The 23688-nt window shown below is 71.3% G+C and carries 25 protein-coding genes; 19 read left to right on the top strand and 6 right to left on the bottom strand.

Annotated features, from left to right (window positions below):
* Positions 1-19 precede the first annotated feature (19 nt).
* From VFR64_10745 to VFR64_10735, 3 genes are all read left to right on the top strand, one after another.
* Complete coding sequence (locus tag VFR64_10745; protein ID HET9490216.1) at positions 20-808, top strand: glucose 1-dehydrogenase; 789 nt, start codon at positions 20-22, stop codon at positions 806-808.
* A 146-nt stretch (positions 809-954) separates the two neighbouring features.
* Entirely contained in the window at positions 955-2538 is a 1584-nt protein-coding gene (gene serA / locus VFR64_10740) for a phosphoglycerate dehydrogenase (protein HET9490215.1), read from the top strand.
* 51 nt (positions 2539-2589) lie between these two features.
* Positions 2590-2991, top strand: coding sequence for a hypothetical protein (locus VFR64_10735; protein ID HET9490214.1), 402 nt, complete (start codon positions 2590-2592; stop codon positions 2989-2991).
* An 8-nt stretch (positions 2992-2999) separates the two neighbouring features.
* Here VFR64_10735 and zwf read toward each other — a convergent pair whose 3' ends face one another.
* The 5 genes from zwf to VFR64_10710 are packed head-to-tail and all read right to left on the bottom strand — an operon-like array spanning position 3000 to position 8488.
* On the bottom strand, positions 3000-4478 hold the full coding sequence (gene zwf, locus VFR64_10730; protein HET9490213.1) for a glucose-6-phosphate dehydrogenase: 1479 nt from the start codon (positions 4476-4478) through the stop codon (positions 3000-3002).
* The gene (locus tag VFR64_10725) at positions 4462-5769 is read right to left on the bottom strand and encodes a hypothetical protein (protein HET9490212.1); all 1308 of its coding nucleotides are present in this window, start codon (positions 5767-5769) and stop codon (positions 4462-4464) included. Before VFR64_10725 ends, zwf begins: the two co-directional genes overlap by 17 nt.
* Positions 5769-6260, bottom strand: coding sequence for a ribose 5-phosphate isomerase B (gene rpiB, locus VFR64_10720; GenBank protein HET9490211.1), 492 nt, complete (start codon positions 6258-6260; stop codon positions 5769-5771). Before rpiB ends, VFR64_10725 begins: the two co-directional genes overlap by 1 nt.
* A gap of 4 nt (positions 6261-6264) precedes the next feature.
* Positions 6265-7008: a 6-phosphogluconolactonase gene (gene pgl / locus VFR64_10715; GenBank protein HET9490210.1), complete on the bottom strand. Its 744-nt coding sequence runs from the start codon at positions 7006-7008 to the stop codon at positions 6265-6267.
* Positions 7009-7039: 31 nt separating this feature from the next.
* Positions 7040-8488 carry a gluconokinase gene (locus tag VFR64_10710; GenBank protein ID HET9490209.1) on the bottom strand — a complete coding sequence of 483 codons (1449 nt, stop codon included), beginning with the start codon at positions 8486-8488 and terminating at the stop codon, positions 7040-7042.
* 39 nt (positions 8489-8527) lie between these two features.
* Between VFR64_10710 and VFR64_10705 the strand changes: the two genes are divergently transcribed.
* The 15 genes from VFR64_10705 (at position 8528) to VFR64_10635 (ending at position 21342) form a co-directional block, all read left to right on the top strand.
* Complete coding sequence (locus VFR64_10705) at positions 8528-8749, top strand: hypothetical protein (protein HET9490208.1); 222 nt, start codon at positions 8528-8530, stop codon at positions 8747-8749.
* A 34-nt stretch (positions 8750-8783) separates the two neighbouring features.
* A complete protein-coding gene (locus VFR64_10700; GenBank protein HET9490207.1) occupies positions 8784-9071 on the top strand; it encodes a hypothetical protein in 288 nt (95 codons plus the stop codon).
* Positions 9072-9313: 242 nt separating this feature from the next.
* Positions 9314-10372 (top strand): hypothetical protein, encoded by a 1059-nt coding sequence (locus VFR64_10695; protein ID HET9490206.1) that lies wholly within the window; start codon positions 9314-9316, stop codon positions 10370-10372.
* A 215-nt stretch (positions 10373-10587) separates the two neighbouring features.
* Positions 10588-10992 carry a PaaI family thioesterase gene (locus VFR64_10690; protein ID HET9490205.1) on the top strand — a complete coding sequence of 135 codons (405 nt, stop codon included), beginning with the start codon at positions 10588-10590 and terminating at the stop codon, positions 10990-10992.
* Positions 10993-11108: 116 nt separating this feature from the next.
* Positions 11109-12011: a 3-hydroxyisobutyrate dehydrogenase gene (mmsB, locus tag VFR64_10685; GenBank protein ID HET9490204.1), complete on the top strand. Its 903-nt coding sequence runs from the start codon at positions 11109-11111 to the stop codon at positions 12009-12011.
* Positions 12012-12061: 50 nt separating this feature from the next.
* Positions 12062-12379, top strand: a complete 318-nt coding sequence (locus tag VFR64_10680; protein HET9490203.1) for a GYD domain-containing protein — start codon at positions 12062-12064, stop codon at positions 12377-12379.
* The gene (locus VFR64_10675; GenBank protein ID HET9490202.1) at positions 12376-12846 is read left to right on the top strand and encodes a 4Fe-4S dicluster domain-containing protein; all 471 of its coding nucleotides are present in this window, start codon (positions 12376-12378) and stop codon (positions 12844-12846) included. Before VFR64_10680 ends, VFR64_10675 begins: the two co-directional genes overlap by 4 nt.
* Positions 12846-14171, top strand: coding sequence for an FAD-dependent oxidoreductase (locus VFR64_10670; GenBank protein HET9490201.1), 1326 nt, complete (start codon positions 12846-12848; stop codon positions 14169-14171). The genes VFR64_10675 and VFR64_10670 overlap by 1 nt, the downstream gene beginning before the upstream one ends.
* A gap of 5 nt (positions 14172-14176) precedes the next feature.
* Complete coding sequence (locus tag VFR64_10665) at positions 14177-16108, top strand: aldehyde ferredoxin oxidoreductase C-terminal domain-containing protein (protein HET9490200.1); 1932 nt, start codon at positions 14177-14179, stop codon at positions 16106-16108.
* A 102-nt stretch (positions 16109-16210) separates the two neighbouring features.
* Positions 16211-17095 carry a 2-hydroxy-3-oxopropionate reductase gene (locus VFR64_10660; GenBank protein HET9490199.1) on the top strand — a complete coding sequence of 295 codons (885 nt, stop codon included), beginning with the start codon at positions 16211-16213 and terminating at the stop codon, positions 17093-17095.
* Positions 17092-18123 (top strand): GNAT family N-acetyltransferase, encoded by a 1032-nt coding sequence (locus VFR64_10655; protein HET9490198.1) that lies wholly within the window; start codon positions 17092-17094, stop codon positions 18121-18123. Before VFR64_10660 ends, VFR64_10655 begins: the two co-directional genes overlap by 4 nt.
* Positions 18120-18476, top strand: a complete 357-nt coding sequence (locus VFR64_10650; GenBank protein HET9490197.1) for a copper resistance CopC family protein — start codon at positions 18120-18122, stop codon at positions 18474-18476. Before VFR64_10655 ends, VFR64_10650 begins: the two co-directional genes overlap by 4 nt.
* Before the next feature lie 9 nt (positions 18477-18485).
* Positions 18486-20060: a CopD family protein gene (locus tag VFR64_10645; GenBank protein ID HET9490196.1), complete on the top strand. Its 1575-nt coding sequence runs from the start codon at positions 18486-18488 to the stop codon at positions 20058-20060.
* A 51-nt stretch (positions 20061-20111) separates the two neighbouring features.
* Positions 20112-20570 carry an NUDIX domain-containing protein gene (locus tag VFR64_10640; protein ID HET9490195.1) on the top strand — a complete coding sequence of 153 codons (459 nt, stop codon included), beginning with the start codon at positions 20112-20114 and terminating at the stop codon, positions 20568-20570.
* A gap of 13 nt (positions 20571-20583) precedes the next feature.
* Entirely contained in the window at positions 20584-21342 is a 759-nt protein-coding gene (locus VFR64_10635; GenBank protein ID HET9490194.1) for a VOC family protein, read from the top strand.
* A 4-nt stretch (positions 21343-21346) separates the two neighbouring features.
* On the opposite strand, the gene VFR64_10630 is transcribed toward VFR64_10635, so the two are convergent.
* On the bottom strand, positions 21347-23014 hold the full coding sequence (locus tag VFR64_10630) for a hypothetical protein (GenBank protein HET9490193.1): 1668 nt from the start codon (positions 23012-23014) through the stop codon (positions 21347-21349).
* Between the two features lie 107 nt (positions 23015-23121).
* Between VFR64_10630 and VFR64_10625 the strand changes: the two genes are divergently transcribed.
* Positions 23122-23523, top strand: a complete 402-nt coding sequence (locus VFR64_10625) for a luciferase family protein (protein ID HET9490192.1) — start codon at positions 23122-23124, stop codon at positions 23521-23523.
* Positions 23524-23688: the final 165 nt, after the last annotated feature.

The following is a 23688-nucleotide window of genomic DNA, read 5'->3' as shown; positions in this document are numbered from 1 at the left end:
CGAATCCTGTAGATGTTACATGGCACTCGGCTTCACTGGAGGAGGACGGGAGGTGTTCGATCTCAAGGGCAGAGTCGCGGTGGTCACCGGGGGCAACGGCGGAATCGGCCTGGGCATGGCGCGCGGTCTGGCCGCAGCCGGCGCGCGCGTCGTCGTGGCGGCGCGGGATCAGGACAAGTCGCGGGTCGCAGTGGCCGAACTGAGCCGCCTGGGCCCAGCGGCGCTGGCGATCCCGGTGGACGTCAGCGACGAGGCGTCGGTGACGGCGCTGGTGCGCGCCGGCCGCGAGCAGTGCGGGCGGATCGACATCCTGGTCAACAATGCCGGCACGAACATCCGCAAGCCGGCGCACGAGCTGAGCCTGGCCGAGTGGCATCAGGTGCTCGATACCAACCTCACGTCGGCCTTCCTGCTCGCCCGGGCCGTCTACCCCGTGATGAAGACCGGCGGCGGCAAGATCATCAACGTCGGTTCCATGATGTCGATCTTCGGCGCCTCGTTCGCGCCCGCCTACGGCGCCAGCAAGGGCGGGATGGTGCAGCTCACCAAGTCGCTGGCGGCGGCGTGGGCGCGGGACAACATCCAGGTCAACGCGGTACTGCCGGGCTGGATCGATACCGACCTCACGCGCCGGGCGCGTCAGGAGGTGCCCGGGCTGAACGACAACGTGCTGCGACGCACGCCGGCCGGACGCTGGGGGGTCATCGACGATCTCGCCGGCGTGGCCGTGTTCCTGGCCAGCCCGGCTTCCGACTTCATCACGGGGGCGGCGATCCCGGTGGATGGCGGATATTCTATTCAGGGATGATTGTTAGCCTGGAGGGGGGCACGAGGCGCGCCCCCCTCCAAACCTCACTCTTTAGCCTGGAGGGGGCAGGGTGCCCCCTCCAGACCTCCCCATTTCACGCGAGGTGAGACTACGGGCGAGTCTCAACCCAGTACAATAGGCGCGGGATGCATGTGCTGGTCGTCGATGCGGTGGCTTCGGAGGGGTTGGCGTACCTGAAGGAGCAGGGGTGCACAGTCGAGCAGCTCCATCGCCCGCCGGTCGAAACGTTACACGCCCGTCTGGCCGAGGCCGACGCGCTGGTCACCCGGTCGGGGACCGCCGTCACGCCCGCGCTCCTCGCGCACGCGCCGCGCCTGAGAATCGTCGGCCGGGCGGGCGTCGGCGTCGACAACATCGACGTGGAGGCCTGCTCCCGGCGGGGGATCGTGGTCGTCAACGCCCCCTACGGGAACGTGGTCTCCGCGGCCGAGCACACCGTCGCCATGGTGCTGGCCTGTCTGCGTCGTGTCCCCGAGGCCCACGCGGGCCTCAAGGCGCGTACCTGGGACCGGTCCATCTACGGCCGCGAGCTGTACCGCAAGACCGTGGGGATCGTGGGTCTGGGGAAGGTGGGCTCGCGGGTGGCCGCGCGCCTGCGCGCCTTCGAAACGGACCTGCTGGTCTATGACCCCTACATCGGCGAGGCCCGCGCCCGCGAGGTGGGGGCGCGGCTGGTGGACCTCGACACCCTGGTGCGTGCGGCCGACATCGTCACCGTCCACGTGCCCCTGACCGAAGAGACGGAGCACATGATCGCGGCCGGCGAGCTGTCCCGGATGAAGCGGGGGGTGTGGATCGTCAACTGCGCGCGGGGTGGGGTGATCCACGAGGGGGACCTGCTGGCCGCCCTGGAGTCCGGCCAGGTGGCCGGCGCCGCCATCGACGTCTGGAGCGAGGAGCCGCCCCGGTCCGAAGAGCTGCGCCGCCTCATCGGGCACCCGCGCGTCGTCGTGACGCCGCACCTGGGCGCGAACTCGGCCGAGGCCCAGGTCAACGTGGCGGTCGACGTCGCCCGCCAGATCGTTGCCTTCCGGGACGGCGAGCTGGTCGAGCACGCCGTCAACATCCCGGTCGGTTCACCCGCGGCCCTGGCCGAGCTGCGCCCGTTCATCGGGCTGGCCGAGCGCCTGGGGCGCTTCTGCGTGCAGCTGGATCCCGAGCACCTGGCCCGGGTGGAGGTGACGGTGGCCGGGCAGTTGGCCCAGGCCGACACCGAGCTGGTGGCCCGGGCCGTGCTGGCGGGCTTGCTGGCTCCCGTGATGGCGACGCCGGTGAACCTGGTCAACGCCCATCTGGTGGCGCGCGAACGGGGCGTCGAGGTGAAGCTGAGCCGGGAAGCGGAGACCCACGGCTACAACAGCCTGCTGACCGTCACCACGCACACGTCGGAAGGACGCAAGATCATCGCGGGAACGGTGTTCGACGGCCAGCCCCGCATCGTCCGCCTCCGCGACCTCTATATCGAGTTCACGCCGGAGGGCTACATCCTCGTGCTGTCCTACGAGGACCGCCCCGGCATGGTGGGCCGCATCGGTACGACGCTGGGCAGCCTGGGGGTCAACATCGCGTCCATGCACGTGGGGCGGAAGACGAAGCGGGGGCGCGCCATCGTCGTGCTCATCCTCGACGAGGACCTGACCCCGGGCCAGGTGACCGAGGTGGCCCGGGCCATTGAGGCCGACTTCGCCCGGTTTATCCGTCTGAGCTGACCGCGTCTTATTTCTTTGGTGGCCGGCGGGCCCACTTGTTAGGCTGACGCCGTGAAAGCCACCAACGTTCTCGCAGTCCTGCTCGTCGGCTCACTCGCTGCAGCGTGCGCCACCGGCCAGTCCAAGGTTTCGCGGAGCGAGTTCGAGGACATCCCGGTCCCCCGGGGCCTCACCTTCGTGGAGGACCGGGCCACGGTCATCGAGTCGCCGTCCGTGAAAGCGGCGCGCCTGTACTATCGGGGCCGGATCGAGCTCAATAGCCTGGGCGTGGCCATGCGGACGACGCTCGAGGCGAACGGCTGGCGGAGCGTCAGCAACACCACGAACGGCTCGCACGGCATCACGCAGGTGTTCGAGAAGAATGCCAACTCCCTGCAGGTGCGCCTGTGGGAGGGCTGGTGGTTCACCTACGTGGAGCTCACGGCGAGTCGCGCGCTCCAGACCGCGAAGTAGCCGTTCGCTTACGGGTTGCGCCAGGCGCCGCCGTCGCGGCCGATGAGGCTGTCTGCCTCCGGCGGGCCCCACGAGCCCGCGGGGTAGGAGGCCGGGGCCCCGGCGCGCCAGCCTGTGAGCACGGGATCCAGAATCGCCCACGCCTGCTCGACCCAGTCTCCTCGCGCGTAGAGCGTGGCGTCACCGTGGATGGCGTCCAGGAGGAGGCGCTCGTACGCTTCGGGGGGCTGGCCGCCGAATACCTCGCCGTACCGGAAGTCCAGCGTCACCGGCCCTAGCCTGAGATCCTGGCCCGGGATCTTGGCGTTCACGGTGAGCGCGATGCCCTCGTCGGGCTGAATCCGGATCACCAGCGCGTTGGGCGCCACGCCGGCGGGATGGCGGCGAAAGATCAGGTGGGGCGTCCGGCGGAACCAGATGGCGATCTCGCTGACCTGCTTGGGCAGGCGCTTGCCCGTGCGCAGAAACATGGGGACCCCGGCCCATCGCCAGTTGTCGATCAGCAAGCGGAGCGCCGCGAAGGTCTCCGTCCGGGAGTTCGGGCTCACGCCCTTCTCGTCCCGGTAGCCTTTCACGGCGCGCCCCTGCACGAAGCCGCCTGTGTACTGGCCGCGGACGGCGACCGCGTCCACGCTGGCCGGATCGATCGGACGGATCGCCTGCAGCACCTTGTTCTTTTCATCGCGGACGGGCGCGGCGTCGAAGGTGACCGGCGGCTCCATGGCGATCAGGCACAGGAGCTGGAGCAGGTGATTCTGCACCATGTCCCTCAGCGCGCCGGCCTCCTCGTAGTAGGCGCCGCGATCCTCGACGCCGAGGGTCTCGGCCACGGTGATCTGGACGTGGGCCACGTGGTCCCGCGTCCACACCGGCTCGAACAGCTCGTTGGCGAACCGGAAGACGAGGAGGTTCTGGACGGTCTCCTTGCCCAGGTAGTGGTCGATCCGATACACCTGCTCCTCGCGGAAGAAACGGCCGAGCTGCCGGTTGAGGGTGCGCGCGGAGGCCAGGTCCCGCCCGAAGGGCTTTTCCACGATGATCCGGGTCCATCCGCCGGCGTCGCGCGAGAGACCGCTCGTGCCCAGGTGCTCGACGATCGGATCGTAGAGGCTGGGCGGCGTGGCGCAGTAGAAGAGCCGGTTCTCGGGACCGCGTCCGCGTTCGATCTCGGCCAGCAGGGCTCCGAGCCGCGGATAGAGCGCCGGGTTCTTGGGATCGCCCGTCAGGTAGGTGAGCGCGCGGGCGAACCGGTCCCACACCGCCTCCGAGGGCGGCTGGACGCGACCGAACTCGGCCACGGCCTCCCGCATCCGGCGCCGGAAGTCGTCGTCGGCCATCTCCGTGCGGGCGATGGCGACGATGGCGAAGGGCTCGGGGAGCGTGCGCGAGGCGTAGAGCGCGAACAGCGCGGGGATCAGCTTCCGCCGCGTCAGGTCACCCGACGCGCCGAAGATGATCAGGGTGAAGGGATCATCGGCGGACGGCATGGCCCCCGAAGGCGCGGCGCAGCGCGGCGAGCAGGCGGTCGGCGAAGGAGTTCTCACGGCGCGAGCGGAAGCGCGCGAAGAGGGCGGCGGTGATGGCGGGCGCCGGCACGGCCTTTTCCACCGCGTCCTGGACGGTCCAGCGCCCCTCCCCGGAGTCCTCCACCCAGGCGCTCAGCTCGGGATCGGTGGCCAGCACGTCGGCGGTGAGCTCCAGGAGCCACGAGCGCAGCAGCACGCCGGCCACGGCCGTGGCGAGCTCCCAACGAAAGAATTCGCCCCCCACGTCCACGCGGTCGGTCAGGGGAAGGTGAACGACGGGGTGTCCCGCCGCCTGCAACGCTGCCAGTCGGCCCGCCAGGTCGGGATCGGGGCCGAGGCTCAGCGCCACGAACAGCCGGTCGCCGCCATAGACCTCCGGGGTCCCGAGGGGCTCCTCGTTCACGACGATGAGCCCGCGGCCCTGCTTGCCGGTCGACTCGGTCAGGAGCTGCTCCAGCCAGGCGCCCAACGCGCGGATCGGTGGCGACAGCACGAGGGTGACCTTGTCGCGTCCCGCGCGGGCATTTCCGCCCAGCGCGGCGCCCAGCCGCAGGGCGGGATTGTCGGCGGCCGCGATCCCGGGGCCGCAGGCGGCGGCCATGGTGGCGGCGCGATCCAGCAGGCGCCCGATCTCCACGCCGATCAGCGCGGCCGGCACCAGGCCGAACAGGGACAGGGCCGAGAATCGCCCGCCGATGTCCGGCGCATTGAGGAACGTGCGACGGAAGCGATCGTCCGCAGCCAGACGCTCGAGCGGCGTGCCGGGATCGGTGATCGCGATGCAGTGCGCGCCCGGGTTCGGCACCTGCGCGTCGAGCTCGGCGCGGAAGAACCGATAGAGGGCGAGCATCTCGGCCGTCGTGCCCGATTTGGAGGACACCACGAAGATGGTACGGGCGAGGTCCAGGCCGTCGCGGGCGGCCCGGATGGCCCCGGGATCCGTCGTGTCGAGCATGGTGAGGGCCAGCCCGGCCCCCGCCGGCGGAAACGTCGCGGCCAGGACCTCGGCGGCCAGGCTCGAGCCGCCCATGCCGAGCAGGACGGCGTCCGTGTAGCCCTCGGCGCGCAGCCCGGCGGCGAACCGGCTGAGCTCGCCGACGTGGCCCCGCGTGGCTGCCGGAGCGTCGAGCCAGCCCAGACGCTGGGCGATCGCTGCCTGCACGGGGGCCACGTCGCTCCAGAGCGCCGCCTCCTTCTTCCAGATCCGGGGCCCGACGGCGCGCCGCTCCAGCTCGTCCAGGGCGGTGGTCATCACGGAGCCCGTGGGCCAGGTCTCGGGGGGGACGCCGTGGAGCCCGCCATCGCGGCCTCCAGCGCCAGGACTTTGGCCAGGCGCCGCACGTGACGCTCCGCCCCCGAGAAACGAGCGCTGACGAACGTGCGCGTGAGCTCCACGGCCTGCTCCTCGCTCACCACCCGGGCGCCCATGCAGATGACGTTGGCGTCGTCGTCCTCCCGGGACTGCCTGGCCGTGAAGAGGTCGTGGCACAGCGCGGCCCGCACGCCGCGGATCTTGTTGGCCGCGACGGAGACGCCGGCGCCGCTGCCGCAGATCAGCACGCCCAGGTCGGCGTTCCCGTCACGGACCGCGCTGCCGACGGCGCGGGCGAAGTCGGGATAGTCGGCCGGGGCGGTGGAGTCGGTGCCGCAATCGATCACCGCGTGGCCGTCCGCGGCCAGCGCAGCCTTGACCTGGTTCTTGTAGACGAACCCGCGATGGTCACCGCCGATGGCGATCCGCACGGCTCTAGCGCCGGAGCTGGGAGGCGGCGGCGTGGTCGAGCATCCACACCAGGCGGCCCTTCTCGGGCTGGACCATGCCCGCGGGCAGCAGGGCCCGCTCGTCCAGCACGGCCCTCACGGCCTTGGCCTTCTCCGGGCCCGACACCAGGAACAGGACGTTGGTAGCCGCGTTGAGCACGGGCAGGGTCAGCGTGATGCGCTGCGGGATGGCGGCGGCCGTCGCGTGGACCGCAGCGACGGGCCGGAAGATCTCTTTGAGCACGGGCGACCCGGGAAACAGCGAGGCGGTGTGGCCGTCCAGCCCCATGCCCAGCAGGACCAGATCGAATCGGGGCACCTCGCCGCGACGAAGGCCGAGGACCCGGGCCAGCGTGCGCGCGTACGCCACGGCCCCGGCGTCCGGATCCGGGGCGTCGCCGGGCATGGCGAAGACCTGCTCCGAGGGCAGCGGCACCTGATCGAGCAGGGTCTCCCGGGCCATCCGGTAGTTGGAATCGGCGTGGTCGAGCGGCACGCAGCGCTCGTCCCCGAAGAAGACGAACGTGCTGGCCCAGGGCATCGCGTCGCGCCGGGGCGCTGCGGCCAGCCGCGCGTAGGTTCGGCGCGGGGTGTCGCCGCCGGCCAGCACCAGCATGAAGCGGCCGCGGGCGGCCACGGCCTCGAGGGCGCTGTCGACGATGCTCTGGGCGGCCCGGTCGGCGAGCTCGGCCGCATCGGCGACCACCACGACCTCGGAGGCGGCTTCCATGCCCCGATGATACCGCGGGCCTCTCCGGCGATCAGCCCAGCGTGGCGTCGAGCCGGCGCTGGCGCTCGAGCGCCCGGCGCAGGCGGGCGTGGCGGGCCGCGTCCGGGTGGAACGTCTCGCCCGGCGGGACGGCCAGACCGTCCAAATCGGACAGGCGGCCCAGGGCCTCCAGCGCGAGGAGGGCGGCGCCCCGGCTCGTCATCTCGTGATCGCGGGCGACCAGGACGGGGTGGCCCAGAGCATCGGCGATGATCTGGGTCCACGCGGGCGAGCGCGCCAGCGCCCCGCCCGAGGCGACGATCACATGCGGTTCGGCGGCGTGCGGGCGCAGCAGCCCGTATACGAGCGACAGCCGCAGCGCCACGGCCTCCAGCCACGCGCGCAGGATCTGCAACGCGGTCGTTTCGCGCCCGAGCCCGGCCACGGTCGCGCGCCGATCGTCGCGCCACCCTGGTGCGCGCTCGCCGGCGAGCAGCGGCAACACGGTGAGGCCGTGGCGATCGGGCTGGCCGGCGGCGAGGGCGCGCTCGGTCTCGGCGTCGTCCGGCAGCCGGAGCACCTCGCGGCACCACTCGTACACGTTGCCGCCCTCCGACAGGGCGCCCCCCACCATGCCCAGGCGCCGGTCCAGGCGATAGCGCCAGAGGCCCGGGGGTGCCGTCGCCGTCGCCCTCGTGGTCACCCGGAGCGCGGCCGAGGTGCCGAGGTTGAGGGTCATGCGGCTGGGCTCGACGCAGCCTGAGCCGATATTGCTGGCGGCGCCGTCGCCCACCGCCGGGAACCAGGCGGCGCCCCGCAGGCCCGGCCAGCGACGTGACCACTCGGGGAGCAGCCCCCGGCGGCCGTCCCGGCGATCGCAGAGCGGGAACAGCCGGTCCGGCTCCAGGCCGGCCGCCGCCAGGGCCTCGACGTCCCAGCGCAATCCCTCCAGATCGAACAGCCCGGTGCCCGAGGCCATCGAGATGCTGGTGGCGGCCGCGCCGAAGAGGCTCAGGTCGAGGTACTCGCCGAACGATCCCCAGCGGACGACGCGCAGGACTTCGGCGGCGCGCTCGCGGGTCAGCCAGCGCAGCTTGGCCGGCCAGTAGGAGGCATGCAGGTGGCACCCCGTCCGCGCGTGGAGCGCCGTCTCGTCCAGGGCCTGGCGCAGGAGCGACGCGTCGGGGGCGCTGCGGGTGTCGGCCCACATGTAGATGGGAGTGAGCGGACGGCCGGTCGCGTCGAAGCCGAGGAGGCCGTGCCAGAAGGTGGCGATCCCGACGGCGGCGACGTCGGGCGCCCGCGGCCCCGCCACCACCGCGTCCAGACAGGCGATGACCGCGCTCAGCAGGCGCCGGGGATCGTGCTCGACCCCGCCGTCGGGCGTCAGCGTCGGCGCCAGCGTGACCCGATGCACGCGCCCGCCCACCACCTGTCCCGTCTCGTCGTACACGCTGGCGCGCACGGACGAGGTGCCGACGTCGAGAGCGACGACCGTCATCGCGATCCGCCTGACGTCACGTGGGGTACCATACCGCTCATGAGCGAGACGTGGGAAGTCCTCACGCTGCGGGGCCTGGCCGCGGTGGACGAGCGGGCCGACGAGTTCACGGGGACCCTGGTGATCCATCGCGTGGGCAGCGCCGAGCCGGTGGAAGCCGTCACTGTCCGGGTCAAGCGCTCCATCCTCACGGAGCTGCACGTCACGCTGGGACGGCTGCTGGCGCGCTCCACCGGGCTGCCTCGCCGCGGAGTACAATGACGCGTTGCGCTCATCAGGACGCCAGGAGGTGCCCATGCCACGCATCCGGGTGTTGAGTCCAGTGGGGGTCGAAGCGAGCGAACGGGTGAGCGTGCCTCCGCTGCCCGGCGACTTCGGCAACCTCACCGTGGGCTTTCTCGACAACACCAAGCCGAACTTCGACCGCCTGGTCACGGAGCTCGGTCGCCTCCTGCGCGAGCGGCACGGCGTCAAGGCCGTCGTCCACCGGCGCAAGGCGAACTGCTCGTCGCCGGCGCCCGCGGAGCTGGTGGTCGAGCTGGCCAAAGCCTGCGATGTCGTCTTCGCCGGCTCCGCGGACTGAGGGTCCTGCACGTCGTGGAGTCTCCACGACGCCCTCGAGCTGGCCAGGGCCGGAACCGCGTCCGCGCTGATCGCCACCACCGCGTTTCAGGAGGTCGCCGTCCGCCAGCTCGCCGCCCGGGGCGTGGCCGGCCTGCCCCTGCTGGTCGTGGAGCACCCGCTGGGCGGCGAACGGCCCGAGGCCATCGTCCGCCGCGCTCAGCAGGCCGTGGAGCAGCTGCTCAGCCTGCTCGGTGAGCGCTGATGGCGCCGTCGGCGGCCACGCTCGACGTCGACGACACGCCCGAGGCGCTGCTGGAGGCGTTCGTCGAGCGGGGCTGGTGCGATGGGCTGCCTATCGTGCCTCCCACCGAGGACCGCGTGCGGGCCATGCTGGGCGGCGCTCCCGCCGACCGCTCATTGGGTCCCATGCCGCCGCTCTGGCATGAAGCCACCCTGCAGGCGCTCGCCGTCAACGCGGTGATGGCCGGGTGCCGGCCCGAGCACCTGCCCGTCATCGTGGCCGCCGTGGAGGCCATGCTGGATCCGGCCTTCAATCTCTACGGCGTGCAGGCCACCACGCATCCGGTGGCGCCCCTGCTCGTGGTCAACGGACCCTACGCGCGCGAGATCGGCCTGCACGCCGGCAGCGGTTGCTTCGGGCCGGGCTTTCGGGCCAACGCGACGATCGGACGGGCCATCCGCCTGATCCTCATGAACGTCGGTGGCGCCTGGCCGGGTCGTCACGACATGGCGACCCAGGGCAGTCCCGCCAAGTTCAGTTACTGCATCGCCGAGAACGAGGCTGCCTCGCCGTGGGAACCGTTGGCCGCCGGCGACGTCGTCACGGTGTATGGTGGTGAGGCTCCCCACAACATCAACGACCACGTGTCGACGACGGCGGCGGGCATCCTGGCCACCGTCGCCCACACCGCCGTCACGCTGGGTTCCAACGTGGGCTGGTACCTGGCCCAGAGCCAGCTGCTCGTCGTCCTGGGTCCCGAGCACGCGCAGACCATCGCCGCCGAGGGCCTGGGACGAGCCGACGTCCAGCGTTTCGTGTACGAGCACGCGCGGCTGCCACTCAAGACGCTGAAGCTCGGGGGCATGTGGGGGGCCCAGGACTGGCCCCCGTGGATGATGGCTCTCCGCGACGACGATGTCCGGCCGCCGCGTGTCCCCGGGCCGGAGGACGTGCTGGTGGTGGTCGCCGGCGGGCCGGGCAAGCACTCCAGCGTGGTCCCCAACTGCTGCTTCAGCCGGGCCGTCTCGCGACCGATCGAGCCAGAGGGGGCAGAGGCCCCCTTCAGACCTGATTCTTAGCCTGGAGGAGGCACGAGACGCGCCCCCTCCAGACCCCCCCATTTCGCGCGAGGTGTGACACGGGCGAGTCCAACTCGTCCAATTCAAGGTGCGGGCGGCGAGCAGGAGCAGCGCGCCGACGATGACCATACGGGCGACGCCGATGAGCAGTGGCTCGGCACGACGCCGGCGAGCACCGGAGCATTACAGGCCGGGGTTCCGGTGAGGAGGGAACCGTGACGATCGATCCGACGGCGCTCGACGAACGGCACCGGGGCACGCTGAGCGAGCTGCTCGGAATCCGCTTCGTGGAAGCGCTGCCCGACCGGGTGGTGGCCGAGCTCGCCATCCGCGACGAGCTGCGCACGGTGGGCGGGCGGCTGCACGGGGGCACCCTGATGACCCTCGCCGATGTCGCGGGGGCCACCGCCACCATGCTCAATCTGCCGCCGGGGGCGTCGACGGCGACCCTGGAGTCCAAGACCAACTTCTTCGCCGCCGGGCAACACGGCGTGGTGCGGGCGGAGAGCACGCCGCTGCACCGGGGCCGCACCACGATGGTGTGGCAGACGCGCGTCACGGACGGAGCCGGGCGCTTGCTGTCAATCACGATCCAGACCCAGATGGTCCTGAAGCCATAACAGGGGGGCAGAGTGACGCGAACGGCTGACACGACGAGACGGAGCCACACGCACCTCGGGCAGGCCACCCACGCGTCGAACCGGGCTCGCGGACCCCGCTACAAAAGGAGGCCGTCATGAAGATCGGCTTCATCGGGACCGGCACCATGGGGCAGCCGATGGTCAAGAACCTGCTGGCCCGCGGCTTCTCGGTCACCGCCTACGACGTGGCGCCCGCGGCGCTGCAAGCCGCCGTCGCGCTGGGCGCCACCGCGGCGGGCTCGGCGGCCGAAGCGGCCAAGCAGGGACAGCTCGTCGTGACGATGCTGCCGTCGTCCTCGCACGTGGAGGCGGCCTACCTGGGTCCCGCCGGCGTGCTCGAGGGCGTGGCGCGCGGCCGGCTCTGCGTGGACATGTCGACGATCGATCCCGCGGTGTCCCGCCGGGTGGCCGTCCGGCTGCGCTCGGCCGGCGTGCGGTTCCTCGATGCGCCGGTCTCGGGCGCGGTCCCGCGGGCGGTGGCCGGCACGCTGACCATCATGGTCGGTGGCGATCCCATGGATCTCGAGGAGGCCCGCCCGGCCCTGGCCGCCATGGGCAGCACGATCATCCACGTCGGCGCGGTGGGCTCCGGCGAGGTGGCCAAGCTCTGCAACAATCTCATCGCCGGCGTGGCCATGGTGGCGGTGAGCGAGGCGTTCCGCATCGCGGAAGGGTTCGGCGTCGATCCGCGCATCCTGACCCAGGTCATCGCCAGGTCGTCGGGGAACACCTGGGTGATGGAGCACGGCCATCCCGTGCCAGGCATGGTGGAGCAGGCGGCGGCCAACCGCGATTACGCTCCGGGATTCATGACGGATCTCATGGCCAAGGACCTGGGCCTGGCCGTCAACGCCGCCCGCGAGCTGCGGGTGCCGGTGGCCGTGGCGCCGGCCGCCCAGCTGCTGCTGCGGCTGGCCTCCTCCCACGGCTACGGGCGCAAGGACTTTTCGTCGGTCTACGACTTCCTGCGCGCCTCGAGCCAAGACGCGCCCGTGTGATCGGAGGGGACGGTGTTATACTACCGGCCGCTGCGAAAGGAGATCCAGCCGTGAGCCTCTACATCATGCTGAGCACGCTCTCGGAGTCGGGCCGCAAGGTCGTGCGGGAGCGTCCCGGCTGGATTCGCAAGGTCAACGCCGACGTCGAGCGTATGGGCGCGCGGGTGCTGGCCCAGTACGCCGTCCTCGGCCCCTACGATTTCGTCACCGTCATCGAGGCGGCGGACAACGCCACCATCTCGCGTGTGTCCGTCGAAGTGGGCGCGCGGGGCGGGGCCGCCGGCATGACGATGGCCGCCATCCCCCTCGACGAGTTCATCGAGCGGCTGGAGGGCGGCGGCAAGGGGAAGGCCCGAAAGAAGCGATGAGCGTCCTTCGAATCATCCCGGAGCGCTGCACCGGCTGCCTCCGCTGCGAACTGGCGTGCTCGTACATGCAAACCGGGACGTACCAGCCGGCCAAGTCGGTCATCCGCGTGTCCCCGTTCGAACGCCACACCTCCTACGCGCCGTACACTTGCACGCAGTGCGCCGAGGGCTGGTGCATGACGGCGTGTCCGGTCGGCGCCATCACGATCAACGCCGCCGGGGCGAAGGACGTCGTGGACGACCTCTGCGTTGGATGCAAGCTGTGCACGATCGCCTGCCCCTACGGCACCATGTTCTACGACCCCGGCACCCGGAAAGCCTTCAAGTGCAACCTCTGCGGCGGCGACCCCGCCTGCGTCCACGCCTGCCCCACCGCGGCCATCCTCTACGAGGACGTGCCCACGGCCGACTGGCTCGGCGACTTCGCCGCCGAGCGGATGGGCCGCGTCCTGGCGGAGGCGCGCTGATGCCGGCGCGTCATCTGATCATCGGCGGCGGCACGGCCGGCATGAACGCGATGCGAACGATCCGCGAGGAAGAACGCGAGCGCTCGGAGATCACGCTGGTCAGCGTCGAGAAGCCCTACTCCCGCATGGTGCTCCCGTACTATCTGGACCGCTCCATCGCCGAGTCCCATGTCTTCACGGCGGCCGCGGCCGTGCTGGCCCAGTGGGGCGTGAAGACGCACCTGGGCCGGCGCGCCGTCAAGCTCGGCACGGCGGCCAACGCGTGCACCCTGGACGACGGCACCAGCGTGGAGTATGACGACTGCCTGATCGCCACGGGCTCGTCGCCGGTGAAGGCCCCGGTGCCGGGCGCCGACCTGCCCGGCGTCCACTCGTTCTGGACGCTGGACCAGTGCCGGGCCCTGATCGCCGACATCCGGCCGGGCAGCCACGTGGTCATGGTGGGAGCCGGATTCATCGCCTTCACCATCCTCAACTCCATCCTGGCCCTGGGCGCCACACTGACGATCGTGGAGATCGCCCCGCGCATCCTGCCTCGCATGGTCGACGCCAAGGGCGCCGAGCTCGTGGAGGGCTGGCTGCGCCGGCACGGCGTCACCGTCCGCGCCGGCGCCACGTTGACGCGGATCGAGGAGGCGAAGGGCCGCAAGCGGCTGCGCTTCGCCAGGGGCCCCGACATCCAGGCCGACGTCGTGATCATGGCCACGGGGATCCGGACGAACCTCGACTGGCTCAAGGATTCCGGCATCAAGATCGAGCAGGGCATCCTGGTCGATGACCATCTCCGGGCCAGCGTGCCCAATGTCTACGCCGCCGGCGACGTGGCCGAGGGACCCGATCGCGTGTCCGGGGCGCCGGCGCTGCACGCCATCGAGCCGACGGCGCAGGAGCACGGGCGCGTGGCCGGCGCCAACATGGCGGGCAAGGACGTCCGCTACCCGGGCAGCCTGCTCATGAACATCGTCGAGGTCTGCCACCTCGACATCGCGTCCTTCGGTGCCTGGGACGACGAGGGCGCCGAGGCGATGGTCGGGCTCAGGCCGGACCGGCCGGCCTACCGCAAGCTGCTGTGGCGTGGCGATCACCTCGTGGGCGCCATCATCCTGGGGCCGTCCCGCGACATCTGGACCACGAACGACGTGGGCATGCTCAAGGGCCTGGTGCAGACTCAGACGGCGCTCGGCCACTTCAAGGACGCGCTCCGGCGTAACCCCTTCGACATCAAGTCGGCCTACATCGCGTCCGGGACGACGCGACGGCTGCTCGACGAAACCGTGCTTGGACGCCCGTCCAGGGCGCCCGGCACCACCCCGGTGGCGGTGTGACCCCGATGACGACGAGCGCGGCACCACGGAGCAAGACGGCAGCATCCACGACCCGCCTGCCCGGCGCCTACGCCGGCCAGCTCCTCCGGGTCGATCTGACCAAGAAGAAGTGCTGGGCCGAGCCCTGGAGTCCTCAGGAGATGCGCGACTGGCTGGGCGGCGCCGGCCTGGGCGCGCTGATCCTCTACCGGGAAACCGGCACCAGAGGCGGCAAGGGCAACGTGTCGTGGGACCATCCCGACAATCGCCTCGTCCTGGCCACGGGCCCGCTGGCCGGGCTGCCGGTGTGGGGGACGGGCGGCCTCACCGTCGTGACCATCGGAGCCATGACGAACGGGCCCACCTCGACTCAGGCCAACGGCTTCTTCGGCACCAACCTCAAGTACTGCGGTTACGACGCCATCGTGATCCAGGGCCAGTCCAAGGACTGGGTCTACCTCTACATCGACGACGAGGTGATCGAGCTGCGGGACGCCAAGCCGCTGCTGGGCCTGGACACCTGGGAGACCCAGGACGCGCTGGGCCGCATGCTGGGGCTCACCGGCCACCAGCTGTCCGTGTACACCTCCGGCGTGGCCGGCGAGAAACTCGTGCGCTTCGCCGCCATCCACGGCGACTACGGCCACGTGGCCTCCAAGAACGGCTGCGGCGCCGTCATGGGCGTCAAGCGCCTCCGGGCCGTGGCCATCGTGAAAGGCACGCGGGCCCTGCGGGCCGCCGACTATCGCGGCGTGGTGCAGGCCGCCGACGACATCGCCCACGACCTCAAGACCGACCCGTCGGCCAAGTCGCTGTACGAGTACGGGACGCTGCCCGGCGTCGTGAACCTGGGGAAGCTCGGCGTGCTGCCGATCAAGAACTACACCACCAACGTGCCCTATGACGACCTGAGTCGGTGGGAGGCGCCCAAGCTGCGCGAGGGCTTCGATCACCGCGGCCACCAGTGCAACGCCTGCGGCATGCATCACTGCCACATGCAGGTCATCCGCAGCGGCGACTTCAAGGGCGCCATCGTGGACGAGCCGGAGTACGAGGGCTGGTCGGGGGCGGGCTGGACTATCGGGGCCACCGATCAGCAGGGCATCTCCTGGCTCAACACCCAGCTCGACCGGGCCTGCGTCGACGTGAACGAGTTCGGCTGGCTGTGCGGCTGGGTGATGGAGTGCCAGGAGCGCGGGCTCATCACCAGGGATCAGCTGGGCTTCGAGCTGAAGTGGGGCGATATCAAGGGGGCGAACCAACTCTTACAAATGCTGGTCAAGCGTGAGGGCTTTGGCGACGTGCTGGCCGAGGGCGTGAAGGTGGCGTCCGAGCGGTTGGGCGGCGCGGCCCGGGACGCCGCCATCTATACCGCGCAGGGCGCCTCCCCGCGCGGGCACGACCACCGTGGGCGCTGGGACGAGATGCTCGACACCTGCACGGGCTCCACCGGCACGCTGGAGTCCGGCGTGCCCGTGCACGTGGCCGAGCTGGGCCTGCCTACGCGCATCAATCCCTTCAACGGCGAAGAGGTGGCCACCCAGGTCGCCGGCATCCGGGGCCGCCGCCACTTCGAGGACTCTCTGGGCATCTGTATCTTCACCGGGCGTACGCGGCTGGAGAACCTCGCCCGCGCGCTCAGCGCGGCGACCGGCTGGCCGTACACGCCCGACGAGGCGATGCGCTTCGGTCGTCGCACGGCCGCGATCTTCCGAGCGGTCCGCCTGCGCTGCGGCATCGGCGTCGACAAGGAGTGCCCGTCCGTGCGCTACGGCTCCACTCCCCACGACGGCCCGGCCAAGGGCCAGGCGATCGGGGAGCAGTGGGAGAAGATGCTCGAGACGTGGTACGGCAAGGTCGGCTACGACCGCAAGACCGGGAGGCCGCTTCCCCAGACTCTGAAGGACCTCGGGCTGGACTGGCTGGCCCGGGATCTGTGGGGGACGAAGGGCCGGTAAGCGGGGGCCCCCCCGGCGCTACGCGCCGGATTAGGCCTTGATTCGCCGTATCCCCATGTGGTACTAACGGCGCGTTCCACCACCTTGCCTCTGGGGAGTCGCATGCCGCAAGTTATTGGATTTATTGGCCTCGGTATCATGGGGCGCCCCATGGCCCGAAATCTTCTCAAAGCTGGTTACCCACTGGTTGTCCACAGCCGGAGCCGGGGTCCGGTGGATGAGCTGGTGGAGGCCGGGGCCAAGGCTGCCGGCTCGCCGCGGGAAGTGGCCGGGCAGGTCGACGTGCTCATCACGATGCTGCCGAACTCGCCGGACGTGGAGCTGGTCGCCCTGGGCAAGGACGGGATCGCCGAGGGCGCGCGCCGGGGGCTGATCTTCATCGACATGTCGACGATCTCGCCCATCGTGTCCCAGCACGTCGGCAAGACGCTGGAGAGCAAGGGCGTGCGCATGCTGGATGCGCCGGTCTCCGGGGGCGAGAAGGGCGCCATCGACGGCGTGCTGTCCGTCATGGTGGGCGGCGACAAGGCCGTGTTCGACCAGGTGCTGCCCGTCTTGTCGACGATGGGCAAGACCATCACGTATCTGGGGCCGCTCGGCTTCGGCGGCTTCACCAAGCTCGCCAACCAGATCATCGTGGCCATGAACCTGACGGCCCTGGGGGAGGCGCTGACGCTCGCCAAGAAGGCCGGCCTGGACCGCGAGCTGACCCTCAAGGCGCTGGCCGGTGGTCTGGCGGGCTCGCGGGCCCTGGACCAGAAGACGCCGAACTACGTCCAGAACAGCTACCGGCCGGGATTCAAGGTGGACCTGCACTACAAGGATCTCGGGCTCATCATGGAATCGGCGCGCGCGCTGGGTGTGCCGCTTCCCGCCACCGCCGTGGTCCAGGAGCTTTTCAACGCGCTCCGGGTCAAGGGGCGGGGGCAGCTCGACCACTCCGCGGTGATCACCCTGCTCGAAGATCTCGCGGGTGTCTCCGCGTGAGGGCCACCGTCGATCGGCTGGGCGCGGATTCTCAGGGGCGGTTCACCAAGGTCCACGTCCGGCGTGTCCGCAAAGGGGATCTCTCCCGGGTCCGCGACGTCATCGACCAGACGTTCGGCGACTTCCTGGAGCGGCAGCTCGGCACGCGGCCGCGCCAACCCTTCAGCGGCGCCCAGTACGTGCACCACCGCTGGCTCATGGAGCCGTGGGGCTGCTTCGTGGCCGAGGAGGACCGCACCAAGCTCGTCGGCGCCGCGCTCGGGGTTACCTGGGGCAGCGTGGGGATCCTGGGGCCGGTCGCCGTCCTGACCAACTACCAGAACCAGAGGATCGGCCAGCAGCTCATCCAGGCGGTGCTCGACTTCTTCGACGAGAACAAGACGGCGCTGCAGGGCTGTGTGACCTACCCCACGAGCCCCAAGCACCTCGCGCTCTACCACAAGCTGGGGTTCCGGCCCAAGGCTCTGGCCGCGGTGACCAGCCGGGCCCTCGACCAGCACAACGGGCGGCCCCCGTTGCTCCGGGCGGTGAAGCTCCCGCTGTCGGTCCGGCGCTTCTCCACGCTCGAGGAGGCCAAGAAGAAGGCGGTGCTGCCCCGGCTGCACCGTATCACCACCGCGATCTGTCGGGGTCTGGACGTGGCCAAGGAAGTGGAGATCGTCGACGGCCTGGCCCTGGGCGACACCCTGCTGCTCGAGCGCGGGCGGGATGTGCTCGGCTTCGCGATCTACCACACCCCGGGCGTGAGCGAGGCCCCCATGGGCGCGCTCTACGTCAAGTATCTGGCCATCGATCCCCAGCAGAGGCGCGTCGAGCTCCTCGAGCAGTTCATCTCCGCCCTCGAGGAGCAGGGGCACGAGCTGGGGCTCCAGCGCGTCATCCTGCCCGTCTACACGCGCTACACCACCGCGTACAGCGCGCTGCTCCGGGCGGGGTACCAGGTCGACTTCACGATGGTGCGCATGCAGCGGGGCCGCCAGGAGGATTACGAGGACCCCACACACCTGGTGCTCGACGACTGGCGGTGACGCCGGCCGCCGCGCTGCTCGCCGGCGCGCTGTGGCTCGTCCTGCCCGCCGCTGCCGCCGGCCATTCGCTGTTGCTGGAGTCCTCGCCGCCGGCCGGTGCGCAGACGGCGAATCCCCCGTCGGTGATCGAGCTGGTGTTCAACAACCGCGTGGAAAAGCGGCTCTGTCGTGTGCGCCTGGTCGACGGGCGGGGAGCGGCCCGGACGCTGGCGATCAGCCCCGGCGGGCCGTCCGACCGCCTGCAGGTGTCCGCGCCGGCCCTGGGACCGGGCTCCTGGCGAGTGGAGTGGGTGGTGATGTCCGCGGACGGCCACGTGGTGAGCGGGGCGTTCGCGTTTCGCGTCGGCCCCTGACGGCGGTTCATGGCCGGCTTCGCCGACGTTATCCTGCGCGGTCTGTTGCTCGTCTTCACCTGTCTGGCGGCGGGCGGCGTGGCCTGGGTCGGCGTCGTCCTCGGCGCCACGCCACACACCAAGCCTGACGCGCACGTCGCTCGGGCGCTGCGATCGGTCGCCCTGGCGGCGGTCCTCGTGGCGCTGGCGCAGGCGGCGGTCATGGCGGTCGCGCTGGCCGATCTCGCGGCGCGCCTGCAGGCGCTACCGCTCGGGGCCTTTCTTGGCGCGCCCTTCGCCGGGGGGGCGGTGGCGCGCATCGGGCTGGCGCTCGGCCTCGGGCTCACCGCCGCGCGTCTGGCCAGCCGCCCCGGCGGCGTGCCGGCCTGGGCGGCGCTGGGCGGGCTCGCGGTCGCGCTGGCCGCATCGGGCGCGGTGCTGAGCCACGCGGCGGCCCGTGCCGAGGGCCGCGGCGTCCTGCTCATTCTGGATGCCGTGCATCTGCTCGCCGTGACGACCTGGGTGGGCGGCCTCGGCTACCTCGTCCGCCATGCCTGGGGCGCCGCCGATGCGCCCCCCGGCCGCGACGAGCGCATCGCCCGGCGATTCTCCTCGCTGGCCCTGGCCGGGGTGATCGTTCTCGTCGGCTCGGGCGTCCTGCTCACCCTGTCCTACGTCGGCGACCCGGGCGCTCTGCTCGGCACGGCCTACGGGATCATGATCCTGACCAAGGTTCTCCTCCTGGTCGCCATCCTGCCGCTCGGCTGTGCGAATTTCCGGCTGGTGCGGCGGACGGCCGGTCGCCTCGACCGGCGCCTGGCCCGGACGGCCGAGGCCGAGCTCGGGATCGCCGTGACGGTGCTGTTCGCAGCGGCGTCCCTCACGGCGCTGCCGCCCGCCGTCGACGTGCGGGCCGAGCGGGCCACGATCGGCGAGGTGGCCGAGCGGTTCCGGCCGGCCACGCCGCGTCTCGCCAGCCCGCCGGTCGAGGAGCTGCTAACCACCGCCCAGCCGCTCGTGGCCCCGCCGGCCGAGCGTACCGACGTGGAGCGCGCGTGGTCGGAGTACAACCACCACTGGGCCGGCCTGGTCGTGCTGAGCATGGGCCTGCTCGCCGTGCTGGAACGGCTCGGCGTCCGCGGGGCCCGGCACTGGCCGCTGGCCCTCCTCGGCATGGCCGTCTTCCTGTTCTTCCGCGCTGATCCGCGGGCCTGGCCGCTGGGACCGGCCGGGTTCTGGGAGAGCATGACGCTGCCCGACGTGCTCCAGCATCGTGCCTTCGTCGTCCTCATTGTGGCCTTCAGCGTCTTCGAGTGGATGGTCCGGACGGCGCGCCTGCCGCTGAGCCCGTGGGGCTACGTCTTTCCCGTGCTGTGCGCGGCCGGCGGGGCCATGCTGTTGACCCACTCGCACGCGATGCTCGGGCTCAAAGCCGAGTTCCTCACGGAGGTGACCCACGCCCCGATCGGCATCCTGGGGACGCTGGCCGGATGGGCGCGCTGGCTCGAGCTCCGCTTGCCCGAGGCGGGCTCGACGCCGGGCTGGCTCTGGCGCGCCGCCCTCGTCGCCGTCGGTCTGCTCCTGCTCTTCTACCGGGAGGGCTGAGGGCGTCATCGGCGGCTTGCCCCGGACGGGCGGGTCGGCTACGGTAAGCGCGTGATCACGCTCGAGCCCGATCCGTCCGGCGCCAAGGGCATCCGGGCCAGCGTCTCCGCGGTGATCTTCGACCGCCGTGGCCGCCTGCTGCTGCAGCAACGCTCGGACGGCGGCCAGTGGGGTCTGCCCGGCGGTTCCGTGGAGATCGGCGAGTCGGTCACCGAGGCCGTGCGCCGCGAGGTGCGGGAAGAGACGGGGCTCGACGTCGCGGTGAAGCGGGTGGTGGGCGTCTACTCCGATCCCCGGCTCCAGGTTGTCCGCTATCCCGACGGAGCGGTCTGGCACTACGTCAACGTGTGCTTCGAGTGCGCGGCGCGTGGAGGCGCGCTGTCCACGTGCGACGAGACGCTGGCCCTGCGGTATTTCTCACCCCGCGGCCTGCCGGCGACGCTGCTGCTGAACCACCGGGTCCGCATCCGGGACGCCCGGGCGGGTCGGGCGGCCGCCTTCATCCGCTAAGGAGCCGGCTCTCGTGGTCCGCCGCCTCCACCATGTCGCCATCGTGGTCCGCCGCGTGGCCGAGGCCTACCGCTTCTACCGCGACACGCTGGGCCTGCCCCTGCTCAAGGAAGCCAGCATCCCCGAGCAGGGCGTGCGGGCGGCGTTGCTGGCCGCGGGTCAGAGCGAGATCGAGCTCATCGAGCCCCTCGATGCCGCCAGCGGGGTGGCTCGCTACCTGGCCCGTCACGGGGAGAGCCTGCACCACCTCTGCTTCGAGGTGCCCGACGCCGCCGGCGTGCTGGGCGAGCTCGACGGGCGCGGCGTCGAGCTGATCGACCGCGTGCCCCGTCACGGGCTGGCCGGGCAGATCGGGTTCCTCCATCCCCGGGCTTGCGCGGGAATCCTCGTGGAGCTGGCGACGCCGGATGCCGAGCCCGCGCCGCCGCCGTCGCCGGTCGACCTCAAGCGCGTGGTCATCGGAGCCAGCGACCCCCGGGCCACCGCGGGCCGCTTCACCTCGCTGCTGGCCCTATCGGAGGTGACCACCAACGGCGGCCGGCGCGTCCTGCTGGCGGCGGGCCAGGGCACGCTGCTGATCGTGCCCGCCGACGAGGTCGGCGGGCACGCGGGGATGGTGGCGCTGTCCTTCGTGGCCGAGGAATTCTCGGCGCTGGCCCAGGCGTGCGAGCGTGCCGGCGTGAAGCACCTGCGGGGCACCGGCGAGATCACCGTCGATCCCGCCTCCAGCCACGGGGTCCACCTCCACATCTCCCGCTACCGCTTCCCCTGAGGGGCTACTCCGCGGCGATGCGCTCGAGCTCGGCCCGGGAATACGTGCCGAGGCTGCGGAAGTCCAGGTCGACATAGCTCCGGATCCAGTGCATGGCGATCTTGCTCGCTTTCCGGTAGCGCTCGGCCGTCTCGCCATCGGGTCGGGTCAGCCGGAGGATGTCCTCGGTCTCCTCGCCGACCAGGCGAGTGACGAGCGCGAAGTCGTGGACCGCCGCCGGCCCCTCGGTGGGCCGCACGCGATGACGGATGCGCTGGGCGATCTGGGCCACGGACATCCGGCCGGTGGCCAGGTCCTCCATGAGCGCGGGATGGATGCCGGGCTTGCCGGCCAGACTGTCGATCCCTTTCGCGCCCCGGCCGTTGAGCCACCCTTCCACGTACTCCACGAGCATCCGGACGTTGCGGCGCGTGCCCTCGAGCGTGATCGGGCCCTCGGGGACCTCGATGCGCACGGGGTAGCGGTCGGGGTCCGCCATCTCGGGGCCGGGCTTCCAGCCGCTGGCCAGCAGTCGCTTGAAGGGATCCGCGGCGGTCTTCATGTGGAAGATGTGCGCGACCCAGCCCCGGATGAAGCCTTGCCGGGCCTCCCATTCCTTGTCGGCGCGGATGGTCTCGCCGGCCACGCGGTTCACCTCGGGATCGGAGCTGGGCAGGGCCGTGGCCATGCCGCCGATGGGCACGGCGCCGCGCTTGAGGCAGATGGCGACGAGCCGGCGGAAGATGTCGGCCAGAAACGGCGTCGTCTTGATGTCCACGCCGAAGCGGTCGGGCCAGACCGACCCGGGATCCGCCATGACGTATTCGAAGATGCTGGCCTTGAGATCCCAGCGCGCGGCGTTGAGGCCGGCCGCGTACGGCCCCAGCTCGTACAGCATCTCCTCCATCTCGTACACGCAGGGGAGCGACTCGACGAGGACCACGGCCCGGATGGTCGCATCGGCGAGCCAGGGCAGCCGCTGGCGGCTCACCGCGAAGAGGTCGCGATACAGGCGCGCCTCGGGGGCGAACTCCAGCTTGGGCAGGTAGAAGTAGATTCCCTGGCTGCGCTCGGCCTGGGCCCGGCCGGCGTAGTACAGGGTGAGCGCCGTGCCCAGGATGGCCGCGTTCACCGGCTGACCGTCGATCGTCACGTCGGGCTCGGGAAGGTGGATGCCCCGATCGCGGTGCATGAAGAAGGGCAGCTCCCCCTCGGCGATCCGGTACTCCCGGCGGCGCTCGGGATCTGAGAAGTAGAGCTCGCGGTGGACCGCCGCCACGCGGTTACGGGCGGCCCGGACGGTGTCGATGAGCCGGTGGCCGCCCGAGTCCTCGTCGTCGTCGAGGTCTCCCTCGGCGCGCTCGCCCTCGGGCCCCGGGTTCAGGGCGTTGATGAACATCGAGGTGATCGAACACGGCCCCGAGATCTCGATGCCCGGCCGGAGCAGGTCCGCGGGGACGGGCGGGACCTTCCAGTCGCCCGTCGTCGCCGCGCTGGGCGGCGGGTGGCCAGGCATGACGCCGCGGGCGAGCGCCTGGTGCAGGGCTTCGGCGCGCCGGGCGAGCAACTGGCGGATGCGGGGGGAAAGCTCGTCGTGGAGGCCGACGAGGTACTCGAGGAAGGCCGGCGTGAACAGCTCCGCGGCCCCCTCCACGGGCGTCCAGCGCACACGATGAGCTGCCGAATCGCCCACGAACCGCTCCTTCGTCGCCGCGGGGATGGCGAGGCCGGGCCTCGACGTGCAGACGAAAAACAATTGCCATGCGGGGGCACCACTGTCAATGGCAGAATCCGACTTCCATGAGCCCGCGGTTCCGCGGCATGGGACGGGGGCGGCGGACCCGCCGCACCTTGAGCCGGGGTGGCGCCGGCCCGGCCCAACCGCTCAACGACGCGCTCGGCCGCTGGCCCGGCGTCAAGATCACGCCGATGTTCGGCCGCTGGGGCTACTTCGTGGGCGCCCGACTGTTCGCCTGTTTTCCTCTGCGGGCCAAGCAGCGCGACCTGTGGCTCCGGCTCAGCCCGGAGGATCAGGCCCGCGCGCTCCGCGACGGGCGCTTCCGGCCCCACCGGCGCTTCGCGCGCCGGGGCTGGGTGGAGCTGGACGTGGCCGGGCCCGCCGAGCTCGGCTTGGCGTTGCCCTGGCTCCGCCGGGCCTGGGCCCTGGCCTCGCACGAGCCGGAGCCGACGAGCGAAGCCTGACCGTCAGCGCGCCGCCGCCGGTGGCGCCTGGGCCTTGGCTTTGGTCTCGATCTGGTCGATCTTCACCAGGGGGACGAGGAGCCAGGCCAGCGCGGTCACGACGGCCGAGATGAGCACGAGCGGCGTGAAGCCCAGCGCGTCGTAGAGGTAGCCGCCGGTGATCTG

It is taken from the genome of Candidatus Methylomirabilota bacterium (genome assembly GCA_035709005.1).
In the GTDB taxonomy this organism is placed as follows: Bacteria; Methylomirabilota; Methylomirabilia; order Rokubacteriales; family CSP1-6; genus 40CM-4-69-5.
The sequence above is the reverse complement of the archived record's forward strand: the minus strand, read 5'-3'. Positions and strand labels throughout refer to the sequence as shown.

What these genes read in the sequence shown, in the direction of transcription:
- VFR64_10745 (HET9490216.1), top strand. Translation starts at nt 20, where the DNA reads ATGGCACTCGGCTTCACTGGAGGAGGACGGGAGGTGTTCGATCTCAAG.
- serA (HET9490215.1), top strand. Translation starts at nt 955, where the DNA reads ATGCATGTGCTGGTCGTCGATGCGGTGGCTTCGGAGGGGTTGGCGTAC.
- zwf (HET9490213.1), bottom strand. Translation starts at nt 4,478, where the DNA reads ATGCCGTCCGCCGATGATCCCTTCACCCTGATCATCTTCGGCGCGTCG.
- VFR64_10725 (HET9490212.1), bottom strand. Translation starts at nt 5,769, where the DNA reads ATGACCACCGCCCTGGACGAGCTGGAGCGGCGCGCCGTCGGGCCCCGG.
- pgl (HET9490210.1), bottom strand. Translation starts at nt 7,008, where the DNA reads ATGGAAGCCGCCTCCGAGGTCGTGGTGGTCGCCGATGCGGCCGAGCTC.
- VFR64_10710 (HET9490209.1), bottom strand. Translation starts at nt 8,488, where the DNA reads ATGACGGTCGTCGCTCTCGACGTCGGCACCTCGTCCGTGCGCGCCAGC.
- VFR64_10705 (HET9490208.1), top strand. Translation starts at nt 8,528, where the DNA reads ATGAGCGAGACGTGGGAAGTCCTCACGCTGCGGGGCCTGGCCGCGGTG.
- VFR64_10700 (HET9490207.1), top strand. Translation starts at nt 8,784, where the DNA reads ATGCCACGCATCCGGGTGTTGAGTCCAGTGGGGGTCGAAGCGAGCGAA.
- VFR64_10695 (HET9490206.1), top strand. Translation starts at nt 9,314, where the DNA reads ATGGCGCCGTCGGCGGCCACGCTCGACGTCGACGACACGCCCGAGGCG.
- mmsB (HET9490204.1), top strand. Translation starts at nt 11,109, where the DNA reads ATGAAGATCGGCTTCATCGGGACCGGCACCATGGGGCAGCCGATGGTC.
- VFR64_10675 (HET9490202.1), top strand. Translation starts at nt 12,376, where the DNA reads ATGAGCGTCCTTCGAATCATCCCGGAGCGCTGCACCGGCTGCCTCCGC.
- VFR64_10670 (HET9490201.1), top strand. Translation starts at nt 12,846, where the DNA reads ATGCCGGCGCGTCATCTGATCATCGGCGGCGGCACGGCCGGCATGAAC.
- VFR64_10665 (HET9490200.1), top strand. Translation starts at nt 14,177, where the DNA reads ATGACGACGAGCGCGGCACCACGGAGCAAGACGGCAGCATCCACGACC.
- VFR64_10660 (HET9490199.1), top strand. Translation starts at nt 16,211, where the DNA reads ATGCCGCAAGTTATTGGATTTATTGGCCTCGGTATCATGGGGCGCCCC.
- VFR64_10645 (HET9490196.1), top strand. Translation starts at nt 18,486, where the DNA reads ATGGCCGGCTTCGCCGACGTTATCCTGCGCGGTCTGTTGCTCGTCTTC.
- VFR64_10625 (HET9490192.1), top strand. Translation starts at nt 23,122, where the DNA reads ATGAGCCCGCGGTTCCGCGGCATGGGACGGGGGCGGCGGACCCGCCGC.